This is a genomic window from Bradyrhizobium sp. USDA 3256 (genome assembly GCF_054058275.1).
Window position 1 is genome coordinate 369121 of the sequence record NZ_JBSSAE010000002.1, and the last position, 23505, is coordinate 392625.

19 protein-coding genes are annotated in these 23505 nt (G+C 65.4%); 8 read left to right on the plus strand and 11 right to left on the minus strand.

The genetic code is table 11. From position 1 onward, the window contains the following. Positions 1-7 precede the first annotated feature (7 nt). Both ACVWY5_RS03425 and ACVWY5_RS03430 read right to left on the minus strand, forming a co-directional pair. Entirely contained in the window at positions 8-1624 is a 1617-nt protein-coding gene (locus ACVWY5_RS03425; protein WP_028332973.1) for an MDR family MFS transporter, read from the minus strand. Positions 1625-1953: 329 nt separating this feature from the next. Further along, positions 1954-3102, minus strand: a complete 1149-nt coding sequence (locus ACVWY5_RS03430; RefSeq protein WP_038377315.1) for an HlyD family secretion protein — start codon at positions 3100-3102, stop codon at positions 1954-1956. A 142-nt stretch (positions 3103-3244) separates the two neighbouring features. On the opposite strand from ACVWY5_RS03430, the gene ACVWY5_RS03435 reads away from it, so the two are divergent. The 4 genes from ACVWY5_RS03435 to mctP all read left to right on the plus strand — a co-directional run bounded on the left by ACVWY5_RS03435 (position 3245) and on the right by mctP (position 7265). After that, the gene (locus ACVWY5_RS03435; protein ID WP_028332975.1) at positions 3245-4156 is read left to right on the plus strand and encodes a LysR family transcriptional regulator; all 912 of its coding nucleotides are present in this window, start codon (positions 3245-3247) and stop codon (positions 4154-4156) included. 304 nt (positions 4157-4460) lie between these two features. Then, a complete protein-coding gene (locus tag ACVWY5_RS03440) occupies positions 4461-5432 on the plus strand; it encodes a tripartite tricarboxylate transporter substrate binding protein (RefSeq protein WP_028332976.1) in 972 nt (323 codons plus the stop codon). Positions 5433-5577: 145 nt separating this feature from the next. Next, positions 5578-5763: a DUF3311 domain-containing protein gene (locus ACVWY5_RS03445; RefSeq protein WP_028332977.1), complete on the plus strand. Its 186-nt coding sequence runs from the start codon at positions 5578-5580 to the stop codon at positions 5761-5763. Positions 5764-5774: 11 nt separating this feature from the next. Next, positions 5775-7265, plus strand: a complete 1491-nt coding sequence (mctP, locus tag ACVWY5_RS03450; protein WP_028332978.1) for a monocarboxylate uptake permease MctP — start codon at positions 5775-5777, stop codon at positions 7263-7265. Here the strand turns inward: mctP and ACVWY5_RS03455 are convergent. After that, entirely contained in the window at positions 7236-10712 is a 3477-nt protein-coding gene (locus tag ACVWY5_RS03455; protein WP_028332979.1) for an indolepyruvate ferredoxin oxidoreductase family protein, read from the minus strand. The genes mctP and ACVWY5_RS03455 overlap by 30 nt on opposite strands. A gap of 158 nt (positions 10713-10870) precedes the next feature. On the opposite strand from ACVWY5_RS03455, the gene ACVWY5_RS03460 reads away from it, so the two are divergent. After that, positions 10871-11326, plus strand: coding sequence for an Lrp/AsnC family transcriptional regulator (locus tag ACVWY5_RS03460; RefSeq protein ID WP_028332980.1), 456 nt, complete (start codon positions 10871-10873; stop codon positions 11324-11326). Positions 11327-11498: 172 nt separating this feature from the next. Here ACVWY5_RS03460 and ACVWY5_RS03465 read toward each other — a convergent pair whose 3' ends face one another. Both ACVWY5_RS03465 and ACVWY5_RS03470 read right to left on the minus strand, forming a co-directional pair. Beyond that, the gene (locus tag ACVWY5_RS03465) at positions 11499-11993 is read right to left on the minus strand and encodes a hypothetical protein (RefSeq protein ID WP_028332981.1); all 495 of its coding nucleotides are present in this window, start codon (positions 11991-11993) and stop codon (positions 11499-11501) included. Positions 11994-12050: 57 nt separating this feature from the next. Then, the gene (locus ACVWY5_RS03470) at positions 12051-12392 is read right to left on the minus strand and encodes a muconolactone Delta-isomerase family protein (RefSeq protein WP_244482161.1); all 342 of its coding nucleotides are present in this window, start codon (positions 12390-12392) and stop codon (positions 12051-12053) included. A gap of 192 nt (positions 12393-12584) precedes the next feature. On the opposite strand from ACVWY5_RS03470, the gene ACVWY5_RS03475 reads away from it, so the two are divergent. After that, positions 12585-13505, plus strand: coding sequence for a LysR family transcriptional regulator (locus ACVWY5_RS03475; RefSeq protein WP_028332983.1), 921 nt, complete (start codon positions 12585-12587; stop codon positions 13503-13505). A gap of 253 nt (positions 13506-13758) precedes the next feature. Here the strand turns inward: ACVWY5_RS03475 and ACVWY5_RS03480 are convergent, their stop codons facing one another. Genes ACVWY5_RS03480 through ACVWY5_RS03490 form a run of 3 tightly spaced genes read right to left on the minus strand, consistent with a single transcriptional unit; the run spans position 13759 to position 16998 of the window. Next, complete coding sequence (locus ACVWY5_RS03480) at positions 13759-14544, minus strand: fumarylacetoacetate hydrolase family protein (RefSeq protein ID WP_028332984.1); 786 nt, start codon at positions 14542-14544, stop codon at positions 13759-13761. Between the two features lie 12 nt (positions 14545-14556). Beyond that, positions 14557-15921 carry an LLM class flavin-dependent oxidoreductase gene (locus ACVWY5_RS03485; RefSeq protein ID WP_028332985.1) on the minus strand — a complete coding sequence of 455 codons (1365 nt, stop codon included), beginning with the start codon at positions 15919-15921 and terminating at the stop codon, positions 14557-14559. Between the two features lie 24 nt (positions 15922-15945). Then, positions 15946-16998 (minus strand): Ldh family oxidoreductase, encoded by a 1053-nt coding sequence (locus tag ACVWY5_RS03490; protein ID WP_028332986.1) that lies wholly within the window; start codon positions 16996-16998, stop codon positions 15946-15948. 402 nt (positions 16999-17400) lie between these two features. Between ACVWY5_RS03490 and ACVWY5_RS03495 the strand changes: the two genes are divergently transcribed. After that, a complete protein-coding gene (locus ACVWY5_RS03495; protein ID WP_028332987.1) occupies positions 17401-21516 on the plus strand; it encodes a GAF domain-containing protein in 4116 nt (1371 codons plus the stop codon). On the opposite strand, the gene ACVWY5_RS03500 is transcribed toward ACVWY5_RS03495, so the two are convergent. From ACVWY5_RS03500 to ACVWY5_RS03510, 3 genes are all read right to left on the minus strand, one after another. Continuing rightward, positions 21490-21831 carry a hypothetical protein gene (locus tag ACVWY5_RS03500; protein ID WP_028332988.1) on the minus strand — a complete coding sequence of 114 codons (342 nt, stop codon included), beginning with the start codon at positions 21829-21831 and terminating at the stop codon, positions 21490-21492. The genes ACVWY5_RS03495 and ACVWY5_RS03500 overlap by 27 nt on opposite strands. A gap of 56 nt (positions 21832-21887) precedes the next feature. Then, entirely contained in the window at positions 21888-22127 is a 240-nt protein-coding gene (locus ACVWY5_RS03505) for a DUF2171 domain-containing protein (protein ID WP_016846164.1), read from the minus strand. A 70-nt stretch (positions 22128-22197) separates the two neighbouring features. Then, positions 22198-22668: a cupin domain-containing protein gene (locus tag ACVWY5_RS03510; protein ID WP_028332989.1), complete on the minus strand. Its 471-nt coding sequence runs from the start codon at positions 22666-22668 to the stop codon at positions 22198-22200. Between the two features lie 218 nt (positions 22669-22886). On the opposite strand from ACVWY5_RS03510, the gene ACVWY5_RS03515 reads away from it, so the two are divergent. Then, the gene (locus tag ACVWY5_RS03515) at positions 22887-23486 is read left to right on the plus strand and encodes a 3-keto-disaccharide hydrolase (protein WP_028332990.1); all 600 of its coding nucleotides are present in this window, start codon (positions 22887-22889) and stop codon (positions 23484-23486) included. Positions 23487-23505 lie beyond the last annotated feature (19 nt).

Genomic DNA, 23505 nt, shown 5'->3' on the forward strand with positions numbered 1-23505 from the left:
GTTTGGGTTAGTGCGCACCGCCGCCAGCGAGCTGGCCCGGCTTCTTCAGGAAGAGTGTCGCCGCGAGTGCGATGATCAGCGCGATGCCGAGCAGATAGAAGGTATCACTGAAGGCGAGGATGTAGGCCTGCTTCTGCACGACCTTGCCGATCGCCGCGATTGCGCGGTGGGCGGCCGCGGCCTGATCGGCGACGCCGTGGTTCATGAAATACTGCGTCAGCTGCTCAATCCGGTTCCGCGTGGCCTGTTCCAGCAGCGAGACCGACTGCATCAGGACGTTGGAGTGATATTGCTCGCGCTTGGTCAGCAGCGTCTGCAGCACGGCGATGCCGACGGCGCCGCCGAGGTTGCGCATCATGTTGAACAGCGCGGAGGCCGAGCCCGCGTTCTCCAGCTCGATGCCCGCGGTCGCAACCGCCGACAGCGGCGCCATCACTAGGGCCTGACCGATCGCGCGGACGATGTTGGGCCAGAACAGCTGGTCGGTGGCATAGTCGTTGGTCATGAAGATGTTCATGAAGTTGGAGCCGGCGAACAGCGCGAAGCCGACGCCGATGATGATGCGCGGGTCGAAGCGCTGCATCAGCCGCGGCACCAGCGGGATCAGCACGAGCTGCGGCAGCCCGGTCCAGGCCAGCACCATGCCGATCTGCTCGGCGTTGTAGCCCTGGATGCGCGACAGGTACTGCGGCAGGATGAACACCGAGCCGTACAGCGCGATGCCGAGCAGGAAGTTGGCCAGCATGCCGAAGCCGAAATTCCGGCGCGCGAGCAGGCGCAGATTGAGCAGCGGCTTCTCCACAGTGAATTCGACGATCAGGAAGGCGACCAGCGCGACCGCCGCGATCACCGACAGGCGGACGATGAAGGGCGAGCCGAACCAGTCGTCCTTGTTGCCTTCCTCCAGCACCGTCTGCAGCGCGGCGAGGCCGATCGCCATGGTGATGATGCCGAGCCAGTCGCCCTGGCGGATCAGCGATAGCTTCATCGGGCTCGGATCGAGCGAGACGTACAGCATCGCGATCATCACCGCGCCGGGCACCAGATTGACATAGAAGATGTACTGCCAGCCCCAGTTCTCGGTGAGATAGCCGCCAATGGTCGGGCCGATCGCCGGCGCGAACGTCGCCGACAGCGCGAACAGCGCGAGCCCGATCGGCTGCTTGGCCTTCGGCAGCAGCGTGATGATCAGCGTGAATGCCATCGGGATCAGCACGCCGCCGGTGAAGCCTTGCACGGCGCGCAGTGCGATCATCTGGGGCAGGTCCTGCGCCAGCGCGCACGCCGCCGAGAACACCAGGAACAGGAACGCGTTGGTGAGCAGATAGATGCGCACCGAGAACACCTGCGCGAGCCAGCCGGAGAGCGGGATCACCACGATCTCGGCGATCAGATAGGAGGTCGAGATCCAGCCGCCGTCGTCGATCCCGGCGCCGATCGCGCCCTGCACATCGGCGAGCGAGGCATTGACGATCTGGATGTTGAGCACCGCCATGAACGCGCCGAGCGTCGCCCCGATCACCGCGATCCAGGTCTTTGTCGGGATCGCTGGTGTCGACGGCGTGGCGGGAGCGGGGAGAGCGGCTGCGTTCGCAGCGTCGGCTGTGGGCTGAAGTGCGGTCATCGGCGTGTTCTCTGGCTTGCACACGCAAGATGTATTAGGCGGCCACTTTCGATAATCCGGGAAAGACTGGAAGGATTGTTCTGTCGCGGTTGATAATCGGGCGCTGTTACGGCACGCGACGCAGATCCTTCGTCTGCCAGCCGTCAGTTCGTGAGATGGGCACGCCTGTCAGGCTCCCTCTCCCGCTAGCGCGAAGGGTGGGGTGGGGGCTCTCTCCGCGAGTCGTGTCGTGGGAGAGCCCCCACCCGCCGCGCGCTACGCGCACGTCGGCCTCCCCCGCAGGCGGGAGAAGCGAAGAAAGTTCGCACTCTTATCGTTGACCGTAGTCTCTATCCGCCGTTCGCCCGCGTCGCCGATGCCAGCCGCCGCTTCTCTTCGCGCTCGGCCAGCACGGTTGCCTTGGTGTTGACGGTCGGGATCGCCGACATGCCCGGGCGCAGGAGGCCGGTGAGGCTGTGATCGTCGAGCACGATCTTCACCGGCACGCGCTGCACGATCTTGGTGAAATTGCCGGTGGCGTTGTCGGGCGGCAGCAGCGCGAATTCGAGGCCGCTGGCCGGCGACAGGCTGTCGACATGGCCCTTCAGCGTGGTGCCGCGAAAACTGTCGACCGTGAGCTCGACCGGCTGGCCGTTGCGTACATGGGTCAGCTGCGTCTCCTTGAAATTGGCGACCACATAGACCGCGTCCAGCGGCACCACCGCCATCAGCTGGGTGCCGGCCTGCACATATTGCCCGACGCGCAGCGAGCGGGCGCCGACCGTACCGTCGACCGGCGCGGTGATCCGGGCGTAGGACAGGTTGAGCTCGGCCTGCTGCTCGACCGCGCGAGCGCGGTCCACCTGCGCCGCGGCCTGGGCGCGCTGCGTGGTCAGAACGTCGACCTTGCGCTGCGCCGCCGACAGCGCCGACTTCGCGTGCTGCAATTGCGCGGTGTTGGCACGCAGCGCCGCGTCGGTCTGTTGCGCGCGTTGAATGGTGCCGGAGCCGGATTTCATCAGCCCGTCGTAGCGGGTCTGCTCTTCCTGCGCGAATTTCAGGTTGGCCTCGGCGGCGGTGACGTCGGCCGTGCTCTGGTCGATGATCGGCTGCTGCAGCTCGAGCTGGGCATCGAGGTTGCGCACCGAGGCGCTGGCGGCGTCGACATCGGCCTTGGCCTGGCCGAGCGCGGTGCGGTAATCGCGGTCGTCGATCTCAGCCAGCAACTGGCCGGCCTTCACCGGCTGGTTGTCGGTGACCAGCACACGGGCGATGTAGCCCGACACCTTCGGGGCGATGATCGTGGAGTCCGCCTTCACATAGGCGTCGTCGGTGGCTTCGAGGTAGCGGCCGGTGGTGACGTAGTCGTAGCCAAAGTCGGCTGCCACGGCGACGCCGATGACGGCGACGAGCCCGAGCGCTGCCCGCTTGATCGCTTTCCGCGACGGGCGGAGGCCGATTTTGGCCGAATCTTCAGGGACATAAGTGGTGGTCGACATGACAGCCTCCGGGTCGAACATTCGCGTCCTTCCAGAAAGGGCGCCCAGTACGGCCCTTAGATGCAATGTCCTCCCTGCTGTGATAATCCCGATAAAACTGGAAGCATTATCAAGCCAGCGCTGATAATCCGGACCCTGCCGCATGGATCGCCTGACCAGCCTGACCGCCTTCGTCCGGGTCGTGGATTCCGGCGGTTTCTCCGCCGCTGGCCGCAAGCTCAACATGTCCACCACCATGGTGAGCAATCACGTGCAGTCGCTGGAGGACCGCCTCGGCGCCCGGCTGCTCAACCGCACCACGCGCAAGGTCAGCCTCACCGAGGTCGGCCAGGCCTATTACGACCGCTGCGTCCAGATCCTCGCCGACATCGAGCAGGCCGACGACATCGCGGGCGCGCAGCAATCGGTGCCGCGCGGCACGCTGCGCATCTTCACCAACACCCATCTCGTCCAGTTCCTGTCGCCCGCGGTGGCCGAGTTCCTCGCCACCTATCCCGAGGTCAAGGTCGATCTCACGATCGGCGAGCGCAATGCAGATCTAATCGACGAGAACTACGATCTCGCGGTGCGCATGGTGCCGCCGCCGGACTCCAGCCTGATCGTGCGCACCATCGCGACCTGGCGCCACGTGCTGTGCTGCTCGCACGGCTATATCGAACAGCACGGCAAGCCAACGCTGCTGGCCGACCTCTCTGCGCGCAACTGCATGCGCCACGCCAACTATCCCTATGGCGACGAGTGGCGCTTCGCCGACCGCAAGGGCACGCCGGCTGCGGTGCGCGTCTCCGGAAATCTGATTTCCAACAGCGGCGAAACCCTGAAGCTCGCGGCGCTGGCCGGCGTCGGCGTCTTCCTCGCGGCCGGCTTCCTGGTCCGCGACGAGCTGGAGTCGGGACAACTGGTCCGCCTGCTGCCCGAATACCGGCCGGTCGAGCTCACGATGAACGCGGTCTATCCGCACCGCCATCATCTCTCGGCGAAGGTCCGCACCTTCATCGACCTCCTGGTCCGTCACGCCACCGAGCAGCAGAAGCTGATCAATCCGTACTCGTGATGGGAGGTGTGCAGGGTGGGCACGCTTGCACTGAGCGGCCTCCGCGCTCCGGTGATGGAGCTGGTCGCATTTCTCTCTGTTCGTCGTCCCGGCCCCCCGTGCGCAATTGCGCACTAGGCCGGGACGACAGTGTGTGTGTTGCACGGCCGGCGAGTCAGACATCCGCAAGCTCGCAGCCTCGCCGCGCCACCCCAGATGACGGAACCAGCAGCAGAGCGCTTTCCTGCCGCGTCATGACGGCCCGGCATCCCTTGCATGGCGTTCGCGTGTATGAAGACGGCAGCGTCTGCCGCCGGGGCCTGCCATGCCGCTTCGTCTTCTCGCATCACTGCTGTTCGCGCTCGCAGCAAACCTGCTGCTGCAACTGCCGGCGCGCGCCGCCTATCCGGACCACATCGTCAAGATCGTGGTGCCGTTCGCGCCGGGCGGCGGCACCGATGTCGTCGCGCGGACGCTGGCGCAGGAGATGCAGAAGGATCTCGGGGTCACCGTCATCATCGAGAACAAGCCGGGCGCCGGCACCATCATCGGCACGCAGAGCGTCGCGACGAGTCCACCCGACGGCTACACGCTGCTGATGGCGACCTTCGCCAATGCGGTCAATCCGAGCCTTTACAGCAAGCTGCCCTATGACGCGCACAAGGATTTTGCACCCGTGGCGCTGGTGGCGCGCTCGTTCAACGTCGTCGTGGTCAATCCCGCTTCGCCGATCAAGTCGATTGCCGATCTGATCGCGGCCGCGAAGGCCGATCCGGAAAAGCTGTCCTACGGCACCTATGGCACCGGCACCTCGGCGCATCTCGCCGGCGAACTGTTCAAGCACATGGCCGGGGTCAATCTCACCACCGTTCCCTACAAGGGCGCGGCGCCCGCCATCACCGACCTCTTGGGCGGCCAGATCCAGGTGATGTTCACCACGGTGGCAAGCTGCGCCTCGCTGGTCGAGGCCGGGCAGCTGCGCGCGATCGGAGTGACGTCGGCCGAACGCTCGCCCGCGTTCCCGCAATTGCCGACGGTCTCGGAAGCCGGCGCATCCGGCTATGTCGCCGAATCCTGGTACGGCCTCTACGCGCCGGCCAACACGCCGCCGGACATCATCGGTCGCCTCAACAAGTCGGCGGCCAAGGCCGTGCAGGCGGAGGCCTTCAAGAAGCTCAGCGTCAATGAGGGCCTCGTGATGGTGGCCTCACGGCCGGCCGAGCTCGACCGCTACTTTGCCGGCGAGGAGGCGCGCTGGCGCAAGGTGATAAAGGACGCCGGCATCAAGGCCGAATAGGCGCCATGCACCAGGTGACGATCACATCTTTTTGCGTCGCATTGCCGTAACCGTGATTCTAGACGCAACGAACCGGTTCCTGGATCGTTGCCATGATGAGCGGAACCTCCCGCCTCGAGCTATGTCTTGCGTTAACGAGTAGGCCATGTGGATATTGTTGCTGCTGCCGTTCATCGGCTTGCTGTGGGTGCCGTTCTATAATTTCGTCGAGCCCTCCCTGTTCGGCTTTCCCTTCTTCTACTGGTACCAGCTCGCCTGGGTGCCGATCTCCTCGCTCTTGATCTGGCTGGTCTATCGCAGCCGCCGGCCCGATGCCGACGAGCAGCGATGAGGGGAGACACCATGACCGATCACATCGCCTGGGTGGCGCTCTGCGTCTTCATCTTCTTCTTCGCGCTCGTCACCGTGATGGGTTTCTTCGCGGCGCGCTGGAAATCCGGCCCGGTCAGCGAGCATCTCGACGAATGGGGCCTCGGTGGCCGCCAGTTCGGCACCTGGATCACCTGGTTCCTGGTCGGAGGCGATTTCTACACCGCCTACACCGTGATCGCGGTGCCGGCGCTGGTCTATGCAGTCGGCGCCTATGGCTTCTTCGCGCTGCCCTACACCATCATCGTCTATCCCTTCGTGTTCGCCGTCATGCCGGTGCTGTGGAAGAAGGCGCATGCCAGCGGCTACGTCACCGCCGCGGACGTCGTCCACGGCGCCTATGGCTCGCGTGCGCTCGAGCTCGCGGTGGCGTTGACCGGCCTGGTCGCGACCATGCCCTACATCGCGCTGCAGCTGATCGGCATGGAGGTCGTGATCAAGGCGATGGGGCTATCAGGCGAACTGCCGATCATCGCCGCCTTCGTCATCCTCGCACTTTATACCTATAGCTCCGGCCTGCGGGCGCCGGCGCTGATCGCCTTCGTCAAGGACATCATGATCTACATCGTGGTGCTGGCCGCCGTGGTCGTGGTGCCGGCGAAGCTCGGCGGCTATGGCGCGGTGTTCTCGGCTGCCAACGACGCCTTCACGGCCAAGGGCGGCGCCACTGGGCTGACGCTGAAGCCTTCGCAGTATCTACCCTATGCGACGCTGGCGCTGGGCTCGGCGCTCGCCGCCTTCATGTATCCGCACACGCTGACCGGCATCTTCGCCTCGAAGTCGGCGGATACCATCCGCAAGAATGCGATCCTGCTGCCGGCCTATACGCTGCTGCTCGGCCTGATCGCGCTGCTCGGTTACATGGCCTATGCCGCCAACATCAAGGTGACCTCGCCGAACGACGTGGTGCCGATGCTGTTCAAGACGCTGTTCCCGGAATGGTTTGCGGGCTTTGCGTTCTCGGCGATCGCGATCGGCGCGCTGGTGCCGGCGGCGGTGATGAGCATCGGTGCCGCCAATCTGTTCACGCGCAATGTCTGGAAGTCCTACGTCAACCCGGACATCTCGCATGCGGGTGAGGCGTCGGTGGCGAAGATCACATCGCTGGTGGTCAAGGTCGGTGCGCTCGCCTTCATCCTGTTCCTGCCGACGCAATATGCGCTCGACCTGCAATTGCTCGGCGGCCTCTGGATCGTACAGACCCTGCCGGCGCTGGTGTTCGGGCTGTTCACCGTCTGGTTCCGCGCCGAAGGGCTGCTGCTCGGCTGGGCGGTCGGCATCGGCTGGGGCACGTACACCGCGTGGAGCAACGGGCTGAAGCCGCTCGCCAGCATCACGCTCGGCGATGCCAGCTACAGCTTCTATGTCGGCCTCGGCGCGTTGCTGCTCAACATCGTCGTGGCGGTGCTCGCGACCGTCGTGGTCGGCTTGATATCACCCGCCAAGCGCCGCGCGGCGGCCTGAGCCGTCGCCTTGGTCTGACGGGGCGGAGATAAGTCGCGCGGTGAGCCGCGCGACTTCCGCCCTGGTCTTTTCGGTCGCGGCATCCTTTATCGGCCCATAACCGCGGATCTCCATCGGCGCCTTTGCCAGCGCGACGAGATCGGGCAGCCGTGCCTTGTCGAGCTTGCCGAGCATGGTCTCGATCAACGCCTCATACCAGGTGATCAACTCGCGCTCGGTGCGGCGCTCCGCGGTGTAAGCGAACACGTCGAACGCCGTGCCGCGCAGTGCCTTCAGGTTTGCCAGCAGCCGCAGCGGCGTCTGGATCCACTGCCCGAATGCGCGCTTCCTCGGCCGTCCCCGTGCATCGCGCCGTGCCGGAAGGAACGGCGGTGCAAGGTGATATTGCACCGTGAAGTCGCCGTCGAATTCTTGGCTGAGCTCGTCGAGAAAGCCCGACTGCATATGCAGCCGCGCCACTTCGTATTCGTCCTTATACGCCATCAGCTTGAACAGCGACCGGGCCACGGCTTCGGTCAAGGTCTCGCTGCCGAGCGCCACTTCGGCGCGCCGTACGCGGTCGATTGTCGCCCGATAGCGCGCGGCATAGGCCGCGTCCTGATACGACCTGAGGAAATCCACGCGCCGCGCGATCACCTGCTCCAGCGTTTCCAGTATGTTGGCCGCAGCACCGTCGGTCTTCGGCAAGAACTCCGGATCGGCGAAGGCGATCCGGCCCCAGCCCAGCGCCTGCCTGTTGCGCTCGACGGCGACGCCGTTGAGTTCGATCGCGCGGGTCAGCGCCTCCAGCGAGACCGGCACCAGGCCCTGCTGCCAGGCAAAGCCGAGCATCATGATGTTGGCAAACACGCTGTCGCCGAGTAGCCGCTCGGCCAGCGCGTTGGCGTCGATCATGGTGAGGTTGCCCGACCCGATCACCCGCTCGATCGCGCGCAAGCGAACCGGCGAGGCGAGGTCGGCATCGCGGAAGCGCACCACATCGCCGGTCGGCATCTCGGCGGTATTGACCGCAGCGCGCATTCCCTTGCGATAGGTGCCGGACGCTTTTGCCGACGAGCTCACCACGAGGTCGCAACCGATCAGCGCGTCGGCCGCGCCCTGGTCGATCCGCACCTGATGCAGCGCGTCGGGCGTAGCCGCCAGCCGCAGATAGCTCAGCACGGGGCCGAACTTCTGCGCAAAACCCGTGAAGTCGAGCACCGAGACGCCGCGACCCTCGAGATGCGCGGCCATCGCGATCAGCGCGCCGACGGTGATGACGCCGGTGCCGCCGACGCCGGTGACGAGGAGATCGTAGGGCCGCTCCAGTCCCGCGAGCTCCGGCACCGGCAGCGCAGCTGCGCGTGTCAGCGGATCGATCGCGCTCGCGCTCTTCGCCCGCCGCTTGCCGCCCTCGATGGTGACGAAGCTCGGGCAGAAGCCGTTGAGACAGGAAAAGTCCTTGTTGCAGGTCGAGAGGTTGATCCTGCGCTTGCGGCCGAACGGCGTCTCCTTGGGTTCGACACTGAGGCAGTTGGATTCCACCGAGCAGTCGCCGCAGCCTTCGCAGACGAGGTCGTTGATGAAGGCAAAGCGCGCGGGATCCTCGATCGTGCCGCGCTTGCGCCGCCGCCGCTTCTCGGTGGCGCAGGTCTGCTGATAGATCAGCACGGTGACGCCGGGAATTGCGCGCAGCTCGCGCTGCACGGCGTCCATCGCCTCGCGCGGATGGATGGTGACGCCCGCGGGCAGGTCGGCCGGCGAGAAATGCGCGGGGTCGTCGGAGACCAGCGCGATCCGCGCGACGCCCTCGGCGCGGACAGAGTGCGCGATCGCCTGCACGCTGACCGGGCCGTCGACCGGCTGGCCGCCGGTCATCGCCACCGCGTCATTGAACAGGATCTTGTAGGTGATGTTGGCTTTCGCGGCGATCGCCTGCCGGATCGCCATCGAGCCGGAGTGATAGTAAGTGCCTTCGCCGAGATTCTGGAACACGTGGCTGTTGCCGGTGAATTTCGATGATGCCGCCCAGTTGACGCCTTCGCCGCCCATCTGGATCAGCGACGAGGTCTCGCGGTCCATCCAGCTTGCCATGAAGTGGCAGCCGATGCCGGCCAGTGCCTTGGAGCCCTCGGGCACTTTCGTCGAGGTGTTATGCGGGCAGCCCGAGCAGAAATACGGCGTGCGCGTCGCGCCCGGCACCGCGATCATGCGGTCGCTCTCGGGCACCAGTGCGGCGACGCGGCGGGCGAGCTGCAGCTCCGGAAACATCGGGTCGAGCCGGCGCGCCAGCACGTCGGCCAGCATGCGCGGCGACAATTCACCGGTCCAGGAGATCAGCCGCGCGCCGCTCTCGTCATGCTTGCCGACCATTCGCTCCGGCTTGGAGCCGGGATAGTCGTAGAAATATTCCTTGAACTGGCTCTCGATGATGCCGCGCTTCTCTTCGACCACGAGGATCTCACGCTTGCCCTTCACGAACTCCATCGCATCATGCAGCGCCAGCGGCCACACCATGCCGACCTTGTAGATGTCGATGCCGAAGCGGCGGCAGGCGGCTTCATCCAGCCCGACCAGCCGCAGCGCCTCCATCAGATCGAGATGCGCCTTGCCCGTGGTGACGATGCCGTAGCTCGCATCCTTGATGTCGTAGATGTGGCGGTCGATCGGATTGGCTTTCGCGAAGGCGTAGACCGCGTGCTTCTTCGCCTCCAGCCGTTCCTCGATCTGCGGGCCCGGCAGATCCGGCCAGCGATAATGCAGGCCGCCGGGCGGCGGCACGAAATCCGGCTGCACGAAACGGCGTGGCGGCCGCAGTTCGACCGAGGCGCCGGATTCCACGATCTCCGAGATCGCCTTGAACCCGACCCACATGCCGGAGAACCGGCTCAGCGCGTAGCCATATTCGCCGAATGCGTGATATTCGCCGACATCGGCCGGATGCAGCGTCGGCATGAACCAGCTCATGAAGGCGACGTCTGACTGGTGCGGCATCGAGGACGATACGCAGCCATGGTCGTCGCCGGCGACGACGAGCACGCCGCCATGCGGCGAGGAGCCATAGGCATTGCCGTGCTTCAGCGCATCGCCGGAACGGTCGACGCCGGGGCCCTTGCCGTACCACAGGGCGAACACGCCATCGACCTCGCGACCCCTTTGCGTCTCGACCTGCTGCGAGCCGAGCACCGCGGTCGCCGCGAGGTCCTCATTCACCGCGGGCAGGAATTCGATGCGGCTGTCCTTGAGCTGCTCGCCGATCTTCCACAATTCGAGATCGACGCCGCCGAGCGGCGAACCGCGATAGCCGGAGATGAAGCCCGCGGTGTTGAGGCCGGCGGCGCGGTCGCGCCGCGCCTGGTCGAGCACGATGCGAACGATGGCCTGCGTGCCGGTGAGGAAGACGCGGCCATGTTCGCGGCTGTAGCGCTCGGACAGCTGATAGGCGTCGAGCAGCGGCATCTGGCCCATGACTGACCCCTCCGGGATTCGCGATGTTTGATCCGACTAGGCTATGCCTGTGGGCTTGGTAGGTCTTACCTATCCATTCATTCGTCGAGGGGAAATCGGCAAGATGTTGCGAAAAGTGGGATAGTATGGTAGAGTTTACCAAGTCGGAGAGGCTCGCAATGGTCGAAGGGCAGGACGAGAAAATCCTCGCCGAGCTGCAGAAGGACGGCCGCGCCACCAACCAGCAGCTTGCGGAAACCGTCGGGATGTCGACCTCGGCGTGCTGGCGCCGGGTCCGTGCGCTGGAAGAGTCCGGCGTCATCTCGGGCTATTCGGCGCTGGTCGCGCGCGAGCGCGCCGGCTTTGCGACGTCGGCGATCCTGCACGTTTCGCTGGAGCGCCACGACGTGAAGTTCGTCGACGAGTTCGTTGCCCGGGTGATGAAGCGCCGCGAGGTGCTGGAATGCTTCGCAACCACCGGCGACGCCGATTATCATCTGCGCGTCGTGGTGCGCGACATGGACGCCTACAACAAATTTCTCGACGAGTTCATGTTCCGTATTCCCGGCATCCGCCACGTCCGCACCAACGTGATCCTGAAGGAGATCAAGACCGGCGTGGCGTTGCCGTTTTGAAGTGTGCCGCGACGGCCGCGCCATACATGCGCTGTCGTCCCGGGGTAGGCCGGGACCCATAACCACGAATACGCATTGTTGCGCGGGACTGGAACGACGGGTCCCGTCCACCACATCGGCTGCGGAGTGTGGGTCCCGGCCTTCGCCGGGACGACGATGTTTGATGCGGCATCTACGCCTCCGCCGATTTGGTGCGCGTCAGCAGCATGAACACCATGACATGGCTGACCAGCAGCAGCGGCACGTAGAGCGCCGGAATGTAGATGCCCGCGCCGAACAGGCCGGGATCGCCGATCTTCACGCCCATGTAATAGGCGTTGAGCAGATCCAGCGTGCCCCAGATGTTGAACAGCCAGACGATCGGAATCGCGATCGCCCACCGCCAGGACAGCGCCGCCATCGCGAGCAGAGCGAGAACGGCGGCGACGAGATCGCCCCATCCGACCTCGCTTGCGAAATCCGCGCTCAAGTGCGGCGACACGAACCCGGCCACCATGAAGTTCATGCCCAGGAACCGGAACGCATGGAACGCTGCGAGTAGTCGGAGCGCGCTGTCACGTGGCATCGCGCGGACCGCCGGCCAGACATAGGTGACGGCCACGACAGCACTTGTCAGAAACGCGCCGGCGACGCTGAGGACGAATGGAAGATTGAAGCCCGGGGGCATCGGCGGATTTCCTTGTTGTCGATCGGTTCGGTTGGCTTGCGTTCAGGACCTTGACGCTCAGGGCTTGGCGACGAGCAGGCGGAGCGGCAGCAGCGGGCCGACCCCGATGTACTCGTGATCCATCAGATCGAGCTTGGACAATGGCAGGCCTTCCATGATCGCGTGCGCCTCGGATGGATCCTTGGCATCGAACAGGAAGACCACGCCGCGCCCGTCGGAGCGCGAATACCATTCGCGAATCTTGCCGTTGAGATAGAGCTGCACGGTCTGCCGGATTTCGTCCGGCATCACGGCCATCACCTGATCGCGGGTGACGCCAGCTTTCGCGGTGAGGATGACCATCACGCCGGTGGTGACGGTGGAGGTGGCTTGTGCTTGCGCAGGGGATGGTGCAGTCATGGAAGTGGTGCCTGTCAAAGTGAGGGTGAGAGCCAGGATTGTGTGACGGATTGTTCGCATCGGTCGCAGGTCTTCGCTCGCGACGGGTGTCGTGATGTTGCGTGGAGCAGCGCGCGTCGCGTTGCCGCTGCTTGTGGCTCCGATGTAGGGTGGCTTTCCGCGAGCGACTATTCGCGATAATGTTCACAGGCCATGAAGCAGAACTTCACAGTCCGGCAAGGCGCGCTCGACGGCGTCGAGGCATTCCTGGCCGTCGCGCAGCACCGCAGTTTTCGCCGCGCGGCGGCCGAGCTCAGCGTCACGCCGTCGGCGATCAGCCAGGCGGTGCGCGCCCTCGAGGCGCGCCTCGGCGCCGTGTTGTTCATCCGCACCACCCGCAGCGTCGGGCTGACCGACGCCGGCGAACGGTTTCTGGCGCGCGCAAGACCGGCATTCGAGGAACTGGTCGCGGCGAGTGGGGCGGCGCGCGAACTCGGGCAGAAGCCCGCCGGGCTGTTGCGCCTCACGGTGCCGCGCTCGGTGGTGCCGATCCTGCTGGAGCCGCTGATCGCCTCGTTCTGCAAGGCCTATCCCGAGATCGAGGTCGAGCTCGCCGCCAGCGAGGAATTGGTCGACCTCGCCGCCGGCGGCTTCGATGCCGGCATCCGGATGGGCCAGTTCATCAACCCGGACATGGTCGCGGTGCGACTGACCAAGCCGTTCCCGTTCGCCATCGTCGGCAGCCCGGACTATCTCGCGCGCCGCGGCCGGCCGAAACGCCCGGACGATCTGCGCGCGCACGCGTGCCTGCGGCTCCGGCGATCGAACGGCGGGCTCGCGCCATGGTCGCTGAACGACAACGGCCGTTCGATCGAGCTTGCCGTGTCGGGATCCTTCATCGGCCATGATTTCCCGACGCTGGTCGGCGCTGCCATCGAAGGCGTGGGCCTCGCGCAAGTCCCCGCACCGCTGATATCAGGCGCCGTGAAGGAGAAGAAGCTCGTCCGCGTGCTGGAGCCATTCGCGCCGACCACGCCGGGCGTGTTTCTCTACTATCCCGGTCACCGCCAGATCATGCCGAAGCTGCGCGCCTTCATCGATCATGTGAAGCGCCGGCCGGGAGCCGCGCGATGAGCCAAATGTAGGATGGGTGGAACGAAGCGTGACGACACCGCGCTGTTTGAAATCTTGAATCGAGAACCATCCCCATTGTCGTCCCGGCGAAGGCCGGGACCCATTACCACGAATGTGAATTATTGCGCGGCGCCATGGCCACAGCGCGCTTCAACAACACAACGCTGTGGTTATGGGTCCCGGCCTTCGCCGGGACGACACCGAGGACGAGGCGCGCGCGCCGACAACAGCGGGGAGGTCGAGCCACTCGGCCTCACACCTTCTCCCTCACGAACCTGTTCCGCAATGTCCCGATGCCGGTGATGTCGATCTCGACCACGTCGCCGTCCTTCAGGTCCGGCGAGGCGCCGTCGGTGCCCATCCAGATCACGTCGCCGGGCGACAGCGTGAAGTATTTGGTCAGCTCGACGAGGAACGGCACGATGCCGAAGATCATCTCGTTGGTGTGGAAGCGGCCGGTCTCCTTGCCGTTGACGCGGATCGCGGTCTCCATGCGGTCGAGGTCGACATCGGTCTCGATCCACGGGCCCATCGGCTTGAAGGTGTCGGCATTCTTGGCGCGCCACAGTCCGCGATCGGCCTTCTGCCAGCTGCGTTCGGAGACGTCGTTGCCGATGGTGTAGCCGAACACGCAGTCCATCGCGTTGGCCTCGGTCAGGTGCTTGGCGGTCTTGCCGATCACGACGACGAGCTCGCCCTCGTAATGGATCTTCTCGGTCGCGCTCGCGGGGATCACGACGTTCTCGTCATGGGCGATCAGCGCGTTCTGCGCGCGGTAGCCGATCTCGGGACGATCGGGAACGTTCGGCACGGTGCCGGCCTTGTCGGCGGCTTCCTTGAGGTGTTTCAAATAATTCAGCCCGACGCAGTAGAAGGTTCGCGGGATCAGCGGCAGCTCGATCTTGACGTCCTTCAACGCATGCGTCTTCGACGTCTTGCTCCATTCACCGAACGGATCGCCGTTGACGGTGGTGACGGTGTCGCCCTCGACGAGGCCCCAGGAAGTAGTGCCTGCGGCGGTGAATTTCAGCCAGCGCATGATGATGTCCCTCTATTCCGCGGCCTGCGCGCGGGTCTTCCAGGCGCCCGCGGCCGGGCGCTTGAGCCCAAGATTCTCGCGCAGCGTCGTGCCGGCGTAATCCGTGTGGAACAGCCCGCGCTTCTGCAGCTCGGGCACCACGTGATTGACGAAATCGGCATAGGAGCCCGGCACGTAGCTCGCCGCGACGACGAAGCCGTCGCAGCCGCGATTGACAAACATCTCCTCCAGCCGGTCGGCGATCTCCTTCGGGCCGCCGACCATCGCGTCCTGTACCTGGCCGCGGCCGGAGAAGGTGATGAAGTCGCGGGTCGAGGGATTGCTCTTGCCGGAGGTGCGCAGCACGCCGTCGCGGATGCCGAGCATGCCTTGCATGCCCTGCAGCTCCTCGGTGGTCAGCGGCTCGTCGATCGGTTTGGCGCCGAAATCGAAGTTGAGGCCTTCGGCGAGCAGCGACAGCGCATCGATCTCGAGCGGCAGCTTCTGGATCACCGCCATCCGGTCCTCGGCCTCGGCCTTGGTCGCGCCGGTGACCGGGGTGATCAGATTGCAGAGGAACATCTGGTCGGGATCGCGTCCCGCCTTGGCGGCTTCGCCCCGGATCGCATCATAGCCCTGCTTGGCATTGGCGAGGTTGCGTGCCGCGGTGAAGATCACCTCGCCCCAGCGCCCGGCAAAGCGCTGGCCGCGGCCGGAGGCACCGGCCTGGATCACGACGGGATGGCCCTGCGGCGAGCGCGGCACCGTGAACGGGCCGCGCGAGGTGAAGAACGCGCCCTTGTGGTCGAGCCGCTTCACCTTGGTCGGATCGGCGAAGCGACCGCTCTTCTTGTCGATCACCAGCGAACCGTCTTCCCAGGCATCCCAGTGGCCGAGCACCACCTCCATGAACTCGTCGGCGCGGTCATAGCGATGATCGTGCTCGAGGTGCTGCTCGCGGCCCATGTTGAGCGCTTCGCCGTCATTGACCGACGTCACCACGTTCCAGGCGGCGCGGCCACCGGTCATCAGGTCGAGCGTGGCGAAACGGCGGGCGACGTCGAACGGCTCGAAATAGGTGGTGGAGGCGGTCGAGGCGAGGCCGAGCTTGGTGGTGACCATGCCCATCGTGGTCAGCACCACGATCGGGTCCATCTTCACGCAGCGGATGCCGTATTCGACGGTGTGGGCGTGATCGTTGCCGTAGCGATCGGGCATTGCGAGGCGATCGTCGAAGAACGCCATGTGGAACTTGCCGCGCTCCAGGATGCGCGCGATCTCCTGATAGTAGTCCGCCGACATCGAATCGTCGCGCGATTCCGGGTGGCGCCAGGAGCTCGGCAGGTTGGTGCAGTTCTGCGCCTGCAAAAAGCCAACCAGCGCCATTTGCCGTGTCATGTCGTTCTCCTGTGTCCGGAACTATCAGCGAAGGTCGAGCTCATCGGTGAGCTTGTAATCGGCGGCGAGTGCCTTGAGCTTGTCCCAGGTCGCATCCTCGATCTCGATGCCGTCCTTGCGCCGCTGCTGCTCGCGCAGATATTCGATCTCGCCGGGATAGAACACGCCGCGGCTCCCTTCCGAGGGCGGCGTCGATTTCAAATAGCGGGCGAAGTCGGCGACTTCCTTCCTGAAGTCCTTGAGCGGACGGAATGCGGCGACGTTGAACACCGCCATGAAGCAGCCGTCGTTGTGCCGGCCGGTCGGCTCGACGCCGAAGCCGAGCCCGGTCAGGAGGCCGCACAGCACCTCGACCATCGCGGCAAGGCCCGAGCCCTTGTAGCCTTCGCTGCCGCCGAGCGGCAGCAGCGCGCCGCCCTTGCGGTAGTCCTTCGGGTCCGTGGTGTCGCGCCCCTCGGCATCGATGATCCAGCCCTTCGGGATGCTCTCGCCGCGCGCCACCGCGAGCTGGATCTTGCCGGCGGCGACCGCCGAGGTCGCCATATCCAGGTAGAACGGCGCCTCGAGATCGGAGGGCACCGCGATCGAAAGTGGGTTGGTGCCGAGCCGGGCCTCGCGGCCGCCGAACGGCGCCACGTGTTTCGGCGAGCGGCCGGAATCGGCGGCCGCAATCCCGATCATGCCTTCGCGCATCGCCATCATCGGGTAATGCGCGAGCCGTCCGACATGACTTTGCCGGAACACGGTGCAGGCCGCGACATTGGCAGTCTTCGCCTTGTTGATGGTCATCTCCATCGCCTTGGCGTTGACGTGGAAGCCGAAGCCCCAATGACCGTCGATCACGGTCGTGGTCGGCGTCTCCTGCACGATGGTCCATTGCGCGCCGGGCACGATGTGGCCGGCCTTGATGCGGTCGATATAGGTCGGGATTGCGATCACGCCGTGGGAGTCGTGGCCGGCGAGGTTGGCGTTGACGCAGCCGGAGGCGACTGCGTTCGCCTCCTCCTCAGATGCGCCGGCGCCCCGCAGGAGCGCCGCGCCGATGCGCGTGAGACGGTCGGCCTGGACGATCGGCATGGGATTTTCCTCGCGGTCTGCCCGCGTGATGCGCGGGTCGTGCTTGCTGTAGTCGACGTCATGCTCTCAAAGCGCCGAGGGGCGAGCAAGGGCAGAAAATCCGGTCGGCCATACCGCCAGCAGGGTGCTCGCCGCCGCGATTTCACGGAGTGGAACGGGCGCGGTCGCGTTACGGAATTTGGCTGCTCCGGCGGCGCGAGCGGGACGTCCATCCGCGCCTCGCCGTCCTCCGCCTCAGGCTGGCACACCGGTGTCCGTAATATCCCGGAAAACCGCCGCCCGCGTTCGTCAGCCGTTTACTTTGTCGTGCAACTTGCCGGATACGCTAACCACCACTTAGGCGTCTCGCGGGCAATGTTCCCCGCCAGATTGGAGGGGTTGGCCCCGGGGCCTTCAGGAATCGTGCAGTCGAGCATCGGGCGTACATTCGCGGCGTTGAGTGCCACCAACGAAGCGATCCTGTACGCGAAATCACCAGAAGAATTGTACGGCAAGGTCTGCGAAGCCGCGTTCTCGAGCGGGAGCTTCCTGGCCGCGACCGTGTTTTTGCTGGAGCCGGATACCGGTCTCCTGAAGTTCGCGGCCGGCTTCGGCGACGATGTCGCGCGACTACGCAGTATCACCATTTCCGCGATCGCCAACACCCCGGAGGGAGAAGGCGTCGCCGGCCGGGCGTTCCGCGATCAGAACGCCTGCGTCGCCAACGACTATGTCAACGACGCCCGTTCGGCCGCCTGGCGCAACGGTGCCGCGGCGGCCGGCGTCGGCGCGGCGGCGGCCCTGCCGCTGGTCTGCAACCGGCGCAGCGTCGGCGTCTTCATGGTGACGCGGCGCGAGGCCCAGTCGCTGGGCGAAGAGATCGTTTCGCTGCTGGAGCGCATGGCCGCGAACGTGTCCTTCGCGCTCGATAATTTCGACCACGAAGCCTCGCGCAAGAGCGGCGAGCGGGCGATGCGCCGGCTCAACCGCATGTTCGGTGCCATCAGCGCAACCAACGAGGCGATCCTTCGCGCCAAGACCGAGCACGATCTCTATCAGCGGGTCTGCGATGCCGCGGTTTTCAGCGGAAAGTCCTTCGCCACGGTGGTGCTGCTGGCCGAACCCGACACGCACTGGTTCGAGCCCGTCGCCGGCACCGGCGAGGCGCTCGACCTGATCACGCAGACGCGCTTCTCGACCGATCCGGACAACGTCTACGGCAAGGGGATTTGCGGCGAGGCGTTCCGGACCCAGCGGCCCTGCGTTGAGCACGATATCCCGATATCGATGAGCCCGTCGCATATGCCGATCGGCGGCAGCGGCCTGATGGCCTGCGTCGCGCTGCCGCTCACCCGGTTCGGCAAAAGCGTCGGCGTCCTGATCTTCTTCACCGGCAATTCCTGGGCGCGTGACGAGGAGATCATCGCGCTGCTTGCGGGGATCGCCGAGAATGTCTCGGTCGCGCTCGACAATTTCGGCCGTGCCACCGAAAAGGCCAGGACCGACGCCGAGCGCGAGCGGCTGTCGCGGATGTTCGCGGCGCTGAGCGCGACCAACGAGGCGATCATGCGCGCGAGATCACGGCTCGAGATGTTCGAGCTGGTCTGCGCGGCGGCGGCGCATGGCGGCGGATTCAACTCCACCAGCATCCTGATCGCGAAGCCCGGCGACGATTTCCTGGAGATGATGGCGGTCGCGGGACCGACCGCGGCAAATGCGCGCCGCCTCAACGTCTCGCGCAGCGAGGCACGCCCCGAAGGGCGCGGCGTCTGCGGCCGGGCGTTCCGCTCCCGGCGCGCCTGCATCAACAACGATTTTCTGGGCGACGTCGCCAGCAACCCCTTCCGCGACGTCATCGACCGCGAGGACGCGCGATCGGGCGCGGCATTCCCGCTGATCGTCGACGACGAGCCGGTCGGCGTGATGCTGTTCATCTCCGCCAAGCGCAACACCTTTTCGGCCGAATTCGCCGAGCTGCTGCAGCGGCTCGCCGACAACGTCTCCTATGCGCTGGGCAGCTTCGAGCGTGCCGACGAGAAGGCGCGGACCGAGGAGCAGAAGGAGCGGCTGCGGCGGATGTTCGCGGCGCTGAGCGCGACCAACGAGGCGATCATGCGGGCGAAATCCCGCAGCGAACTGTTCGATCTGGTCTGCGATGCCGCGGCGGTCGGCGGCCAGTTCGTCTCGGCAACGATCAGGCTGGTGCGCCCCGGCGAGGCCTTCCTGGACAATGTGGCCGCCTCGGGCCCCGACCGGGTGCGGGCCCGCGAGGTTCAGCTGTCGGCCGACGCGACGCGTCCGGAGGGACAGACGCTGACCGGCGTTGCGATCCGCACGCGCAGGCCCTGCATCAGCAACGACTATCTCGGCGATTTCGGCCCCGAATCGCACGTCTATCCGGCCGTGCGCGACAGCGGCAGCAAATCGGGCGCAGCCCTGCCGCTGCTCAAGAACGGCGAGGCGATCGGCGCGCTGGTGTTTCTCTCCAGCGAGTTCGGCACCTTCAGCCCGGAGATGATGGCGCTGCTGCAGCGGCTTGCCGAGAACGTGTCGTTTGCGCTGGCCAATTTCGATCGTGCCGACGAGAAGGCGCGGGACGACGAGCAGAAGGAGCGGCTGTCGCGGATGTTCGCGGCGCTGAGCGCGACCAATGAGGCGATCATGCGGGCGAAGTCCCGCGCCGAATTGTATCGACTGGTCTGCGCGGCGGCGGCGACCGGCGGCAAGTTCACCTCGACCACGATCGCGCTGGCGCAGACCGGAAGCGACTATCTGCGGATCGTCGCGATTGCGGGGCCGGCGGCGGAGGGCGCGCGCCAGGTGACGCTTTCGACCAGCGAGGCGCACCCCGAGGGGCGCGGCGCCTGCGGCCGGGCGTTCCGCTCCGGCAAGGCGTGCATCATCAACGACTATTTTGCCGATCCCGAGACCGCCGCCTTCCATGAGCGCGCCCGGCTCGATGGAACGCAGTCCAGCGCCTCGTTTCCGCTGATCGTCAGCGGGCAGGTGGTCGGGGTCATGATCTTCGTCGCGATCGACAAGGACACCTTCACGCCGGAGTTCGCCGAGTTGCTGCAGCGCCTCGCCGACAATCTGGCGTTCGCGCTTGAGAGCTTCGATCGCGCCGATGAGAAACACAAGGCCGATGAGCGCATCGAATATCTTGCCTCGCACGACAGCCTGACCAATCTGCCAAACCGCGAGACGTTCAACGAGATGCTGCATCACGCGATCTCGGCGGCGGATCGCCATCGCCGGCACCTCGCGGTACTGTTCATCGATCTCGACCGCTTCAAGGTGATCAATGATTCGCTCGGCCACGACGCCGGCGACATGCTGCTGGTGGCGATCGCCGAGCGGCTGCGTGGATCGTTGCGCGCGAGCGACGTGGTGGCGCGGCTCGGCGGCGACGAGTTCGTGGTCATCCTCGAGGAAACCGCCGAGCGGGACGACGTCGAGCGCATCGCCGGCGATCTTCTGGTTTCGCTCAGCCAGCCGCTGCAGCTCAGCGGGCATGAGTGCCACACCACGGCCTCGATCGGCATCGCGATGTATCCGACCGATGGCTCGGACGTGCAGACGCTGACCAAGAATGCCGACATGGCGATGTATCTCGCCAAGGAAGACGGCAAGAACGGCTTCCGCTTCTTCTCCAACGAGATCAGGGCGCAGTCGATCGAGCGCCTGACGATGGAGAGCGCATTGCGCCGCGCGCTCGAGCGCAAGCAATTCTCGCTCGACTATCAGCCCAAGGTGGACATGGCGAGCGGGCAGATCAGCGGCGTCGAGGCGCTGCTGCGCTGGACCCATCCCGAGCTCGGCAAGGTATCGCCGGGGCAGTTCATTCCGCTTGCCGAGGAAACCGGCCTGATCGTGCCGATCGGCCGCTGGGTGCTGAAGGAAGCCTGCGGGCAGAACATGGCGTGGCAGCGCCGCGGCCTCAGGGCCGTGACGATGGCGGTCAACCTTTCACCGCGGCAGTTCGGCGATCCGAATTTGCTCGACGACATCGACGCGGCGCTGGAGGAGAGCGGCATGTCGCCGGCGCTGCTCCAGCTCGAGGTCACCGAAAGCATGGTGATGCGCAACGTGACGCGCGCGGTGCGCGTGCTCGACGCGATCCAGAATCGCGGCATTCGGCTGGCGATCGACGATTTCGGTACCGGCTATTCGTCGATGTCGCTGATGAAGCAGTTCCCGATCGACACCATCAAGATCGATCGCTCCTTCGTGCGCGACCTGCCCAACGATTCCGAGGACGTCGCGATCGCGCAGGCAATTATCTCGATGGGCAAGGCGCTCGGCATGACCATCGTCGCCGAAGGTGTCGAGACCTCCGAGCAGCAGGAATTCCTGCGCGCCCATGCCTGCGACGAGATGCAGGGTTTCCTGTTCAGCCGCCCGCTGCCGCCGCGCGATCTCGCCGAATTGTTGAAGCCGTCGCAGGCAGAGGCGTCATCGCCGTTGCAGCCGTCGCTGGATGGCGAGGCGACCAGCGAGGCCGGGCCGGATCTAGGGCGGAAACGCGCTGTCGTCTGACGGCTGTACGGGCAGGTCGCGAACGTCGGAATCTGTGGATGCGACCTTGCGCGAGAAATCATAGGGCCACGGCAGGATGTCCTGGCCGGCCAAGCTCTGGCGCAACACAAGGGCAGCTTCCGCAAAGCGCGCGCCGTCAGGCAGGCGGAACTGGCGGCTCCAGGCGGATGGCAGCGGTTCGGCGGCATCGCGCATCTCGAATGCCGGCCCCCACCACCAGGCCGGCGCGGGCGGCCGTTCCGGTTCCGGAATGGCGCGCCAGCGCACGAACTCGTCGACGATGCGGGCAAATTGCAGCTTGGCGGCGGGATGCATCGAAGGCCCTTCCTTGGGCCGGGATGATAGCATCGCTCCCACCTCGCGCAACGCGGCTATTGGCGGCCGTGCTGCCAATGCGCCGTCACATCGGAGCCCGATTTGTTGAGGTGGACATGCTGGTCGACATGATCGACCCAGGACAGCGGAATGAAGTGGTGGTGCTGACCGTCAGGCGAGCTTTGCTTGGTCAGCTTGATCTTGTCGGTGCCTTCCATGTGGTCGACCTTGCCGACCGTTTTCTTGTCCGACGAGATCACATCCATATGTTCCCGAATGTCGGCAGCGTTTGCCATGCGTCATCTCCTCGTCATGCTGATGAGGATGAAACGCCGCCTGGATGCAAAGGTTGCTAGCCGGTTCCGGCTACTTCTGCTCGACCTCGGTCGCGGTGGCCGGGCCTTCGCCCATGATCAGCAGCACGGCGTCCTCGTCCTTGGCGCCGTCCCAGTGCACCTGCTTGCCGAAATGGGTGACGAAGCTGCCGGCCGGCATCGCCACGGTGCCGTGATCGGGATCGAATTTCGGACCCGAGCCCACCCACCAGGTGCCCTTGAGCACCACAATGTAACGGTCGTTGGGATGGACGTGCGGACGGCTGAAGTGATTGCCCTTGGTCCATTTGGTGTAGACCATGTAGAAGCCGGGCTTCGAGGGATCGCCGACCACGACCGCATTCTGCGCGCCGCGTGCGTCGACCGGGCTCCAGGGAATCTGATCCGGCAGCTTGTAGGTGACGGCGGCCGGATTGAGCTCAGCCGCGGAGCTGACGCTCAGCATCCCGGCGAAGGCCAGCGGCATCATCAGGTATCGCCATGATCGGTTCGACGCCGTCATCGGTATGCTCCCAGATCGGATTTCTCGGGCGACTGCCGCGCCCGTATGCCGCGCAAGCTAGTCGCCCTCGCTTCCGCCGGGCAAGACGCGTCCGTGCATGTCTGATCTCAGGATTGCGACAGCGATCCGTGACACAACGCAGTTGCAATATGAAAAAGCATTTACGCCGCCGCAGACGATGATAGGTTGCGCGCCAACCAAAAGACGGGAGGATAACCTTGAAGAAGCATCTGTCGATACTGGCGGCGGGACTTGTGATCGGTGCGGCCGCGCTGCAATTTTCCACCGCCGCCTCGGGGGACGACGGCTGGGTCACGCTGCTCGACAGCTCCAAGAAGGGTGACTGGGACGAGGTCGGCAAGGCCAATTGGGCGATGAAGGACGGCGCGCTGGTCGCCGACAAGCTCGACGGCAAGGATCTCTCCTATCTCGTCAGCAAAAACCAATACAAGGATTTCCAGATCCGGGCGGAGTTCTGGACCGACGAGGATGCCAACAGCGGCATCTTCATCCGCTGCGAAGGCAACAAGGTGATCGACTCCAAGGTCTGCTACGAGGTGAACATCTTCGACAAGCGGCCGGACCCGACCTACGGTACCGGCGCGATTGTCGACGTCGGCAAGGTCGATCCGATGCCGAAGGCGGCCGGCAAGTGGAACGTCTACGAGATCACGGCGCAGGGGCCGCATTTCGTCGTGACGCTGAACGGCCAGAAGACCGTCGACGCCCAGGATTCCAAGCACGCCAACGGCTATATCGCGCTCCAGTATGGTTCGGGCGTGGTCAAGTTCCGCAAGGTGCAGATCAAGCCGCTCTGACGGCGTCGGTTGAGCGGGG

Coding starts and splice junctions, on each gene's coding strand:
- ACVWY5_RS03425 (WP_028332973.1), bottom strand. CDS start 1,624: ATGACCGCACTTCAGCCCACAGCCGACGCTGCGAACGCAGCCGCTCTC.
- ACVWY5_RS03430 (WP_038377315.1), bottom strand. CDS start 3,102: ATGTCGACCACCACTTATGTCCCTGAAGATTCGGCCAAAATCGGCCTC.
- ACVWY5_RS03435 (WP_028332975.1), top strand. CDS start 3,245: ATGGATCGCCTGACCAGCCTGACCGCCTTCGTCCGGGTCGTGGATTCC.
- ACVWY5_RS03440 (WP_028332976.1), top strand. CDS start 4,461: ATGCCGCTTCGTCTTCTCGCATCACTGCTGTTCGCGCTCGCAGCAAAC.
- ACVWY5_RS03445 (WP_028332977.1), top strand. CDS start 5,578: ATGTGGATATTGTTGCTGCTGCCGTTCATCGGCTTGCTGTGGGTGCCG.
- mctP (WP_028332978.1), top strand. CDS start 5,775: ATGACCGATCACATCGCCTGGGTGGCGCTCTGCGTCTTCATCTTCTTC.
- ACVWY5_RS03455 (WP_028332979.1), bottom strand. CDS start 10,712: ATGGGCCAGATGCCGCTGCTCGACGCCTATCAGCTGTCCGAGCGCTAC.
- ACVWY5_RS03460 (WP_028332980.1), top strand. CDS start 10,871: ATGGTCGAAGGGCAGGACGAGAAAATCCTCGCCGAGCTGCAGAAGGAC.
- ACVWY5_RS03465 (WP_028332981.1), bottom strand. CDS start 11,993: ATGCCCCCGGGCTTCAATCTTCCATTCGTCCTCAGCGTCGCCGGCGCG.
- ACVWY5_RS03470 (WP_244482161.1), bottom strand. CDS start 12,392: ATGACTGCACCATCCCCTGCGCAAGCACAAGCCACCTCCACCGTCACC.
- ACVWY5_RS03475 (WP_028332983.1), top strand. CDS start 12,585: ATGAAGCAGAACTTCACAGTCCGGCAAGGCGCGCTCGACGGCGTCGAG.
- ACVWY5_RS03480 (WP_028332984.1), bottom strand. CDS start 14,544: ATGCGCTGGCTGAAATTCACCGCCGCAGGCACTACTTCCTGGGGCCTC.
- ACVWY5_RS03485 (WP_028332985.1), bottom strand. CDS start 15,921: ATGACACGGCAAATGGCGCTGGTTGGCTTTTTGCAGGCGCAGAACTGC.
- ACVWY5_RS03490 (WP_028332986.1), bottom strand. CDS start 16,998: ATGCCGATCGTCCAGGCCGACCGTCTCACGCGCATCGGCGCGGCGCTC.
- ACVWY5_RS03500 (WP_028332988.1), bottom strand. CDS start 21,831: ATGCATCCCGCCGCCAAGCTGCAATTTGCCCGCATCGTCGACGAGTTC.
- ACVWY5_RS03505 (WP_016846164.1), bottom strand. CDS start 22,127: ATGGCAAACGCTGCCGACATTCGGGAACATATGGATGTGATCTCGTCG.
- ACVWY5_RS03510 (WP_028332989.1), bottom strand. CDS start 22,668: ATGACGGCGTCGAACCGATCATGGCGATACCTGATGATGCCGCTGGCC.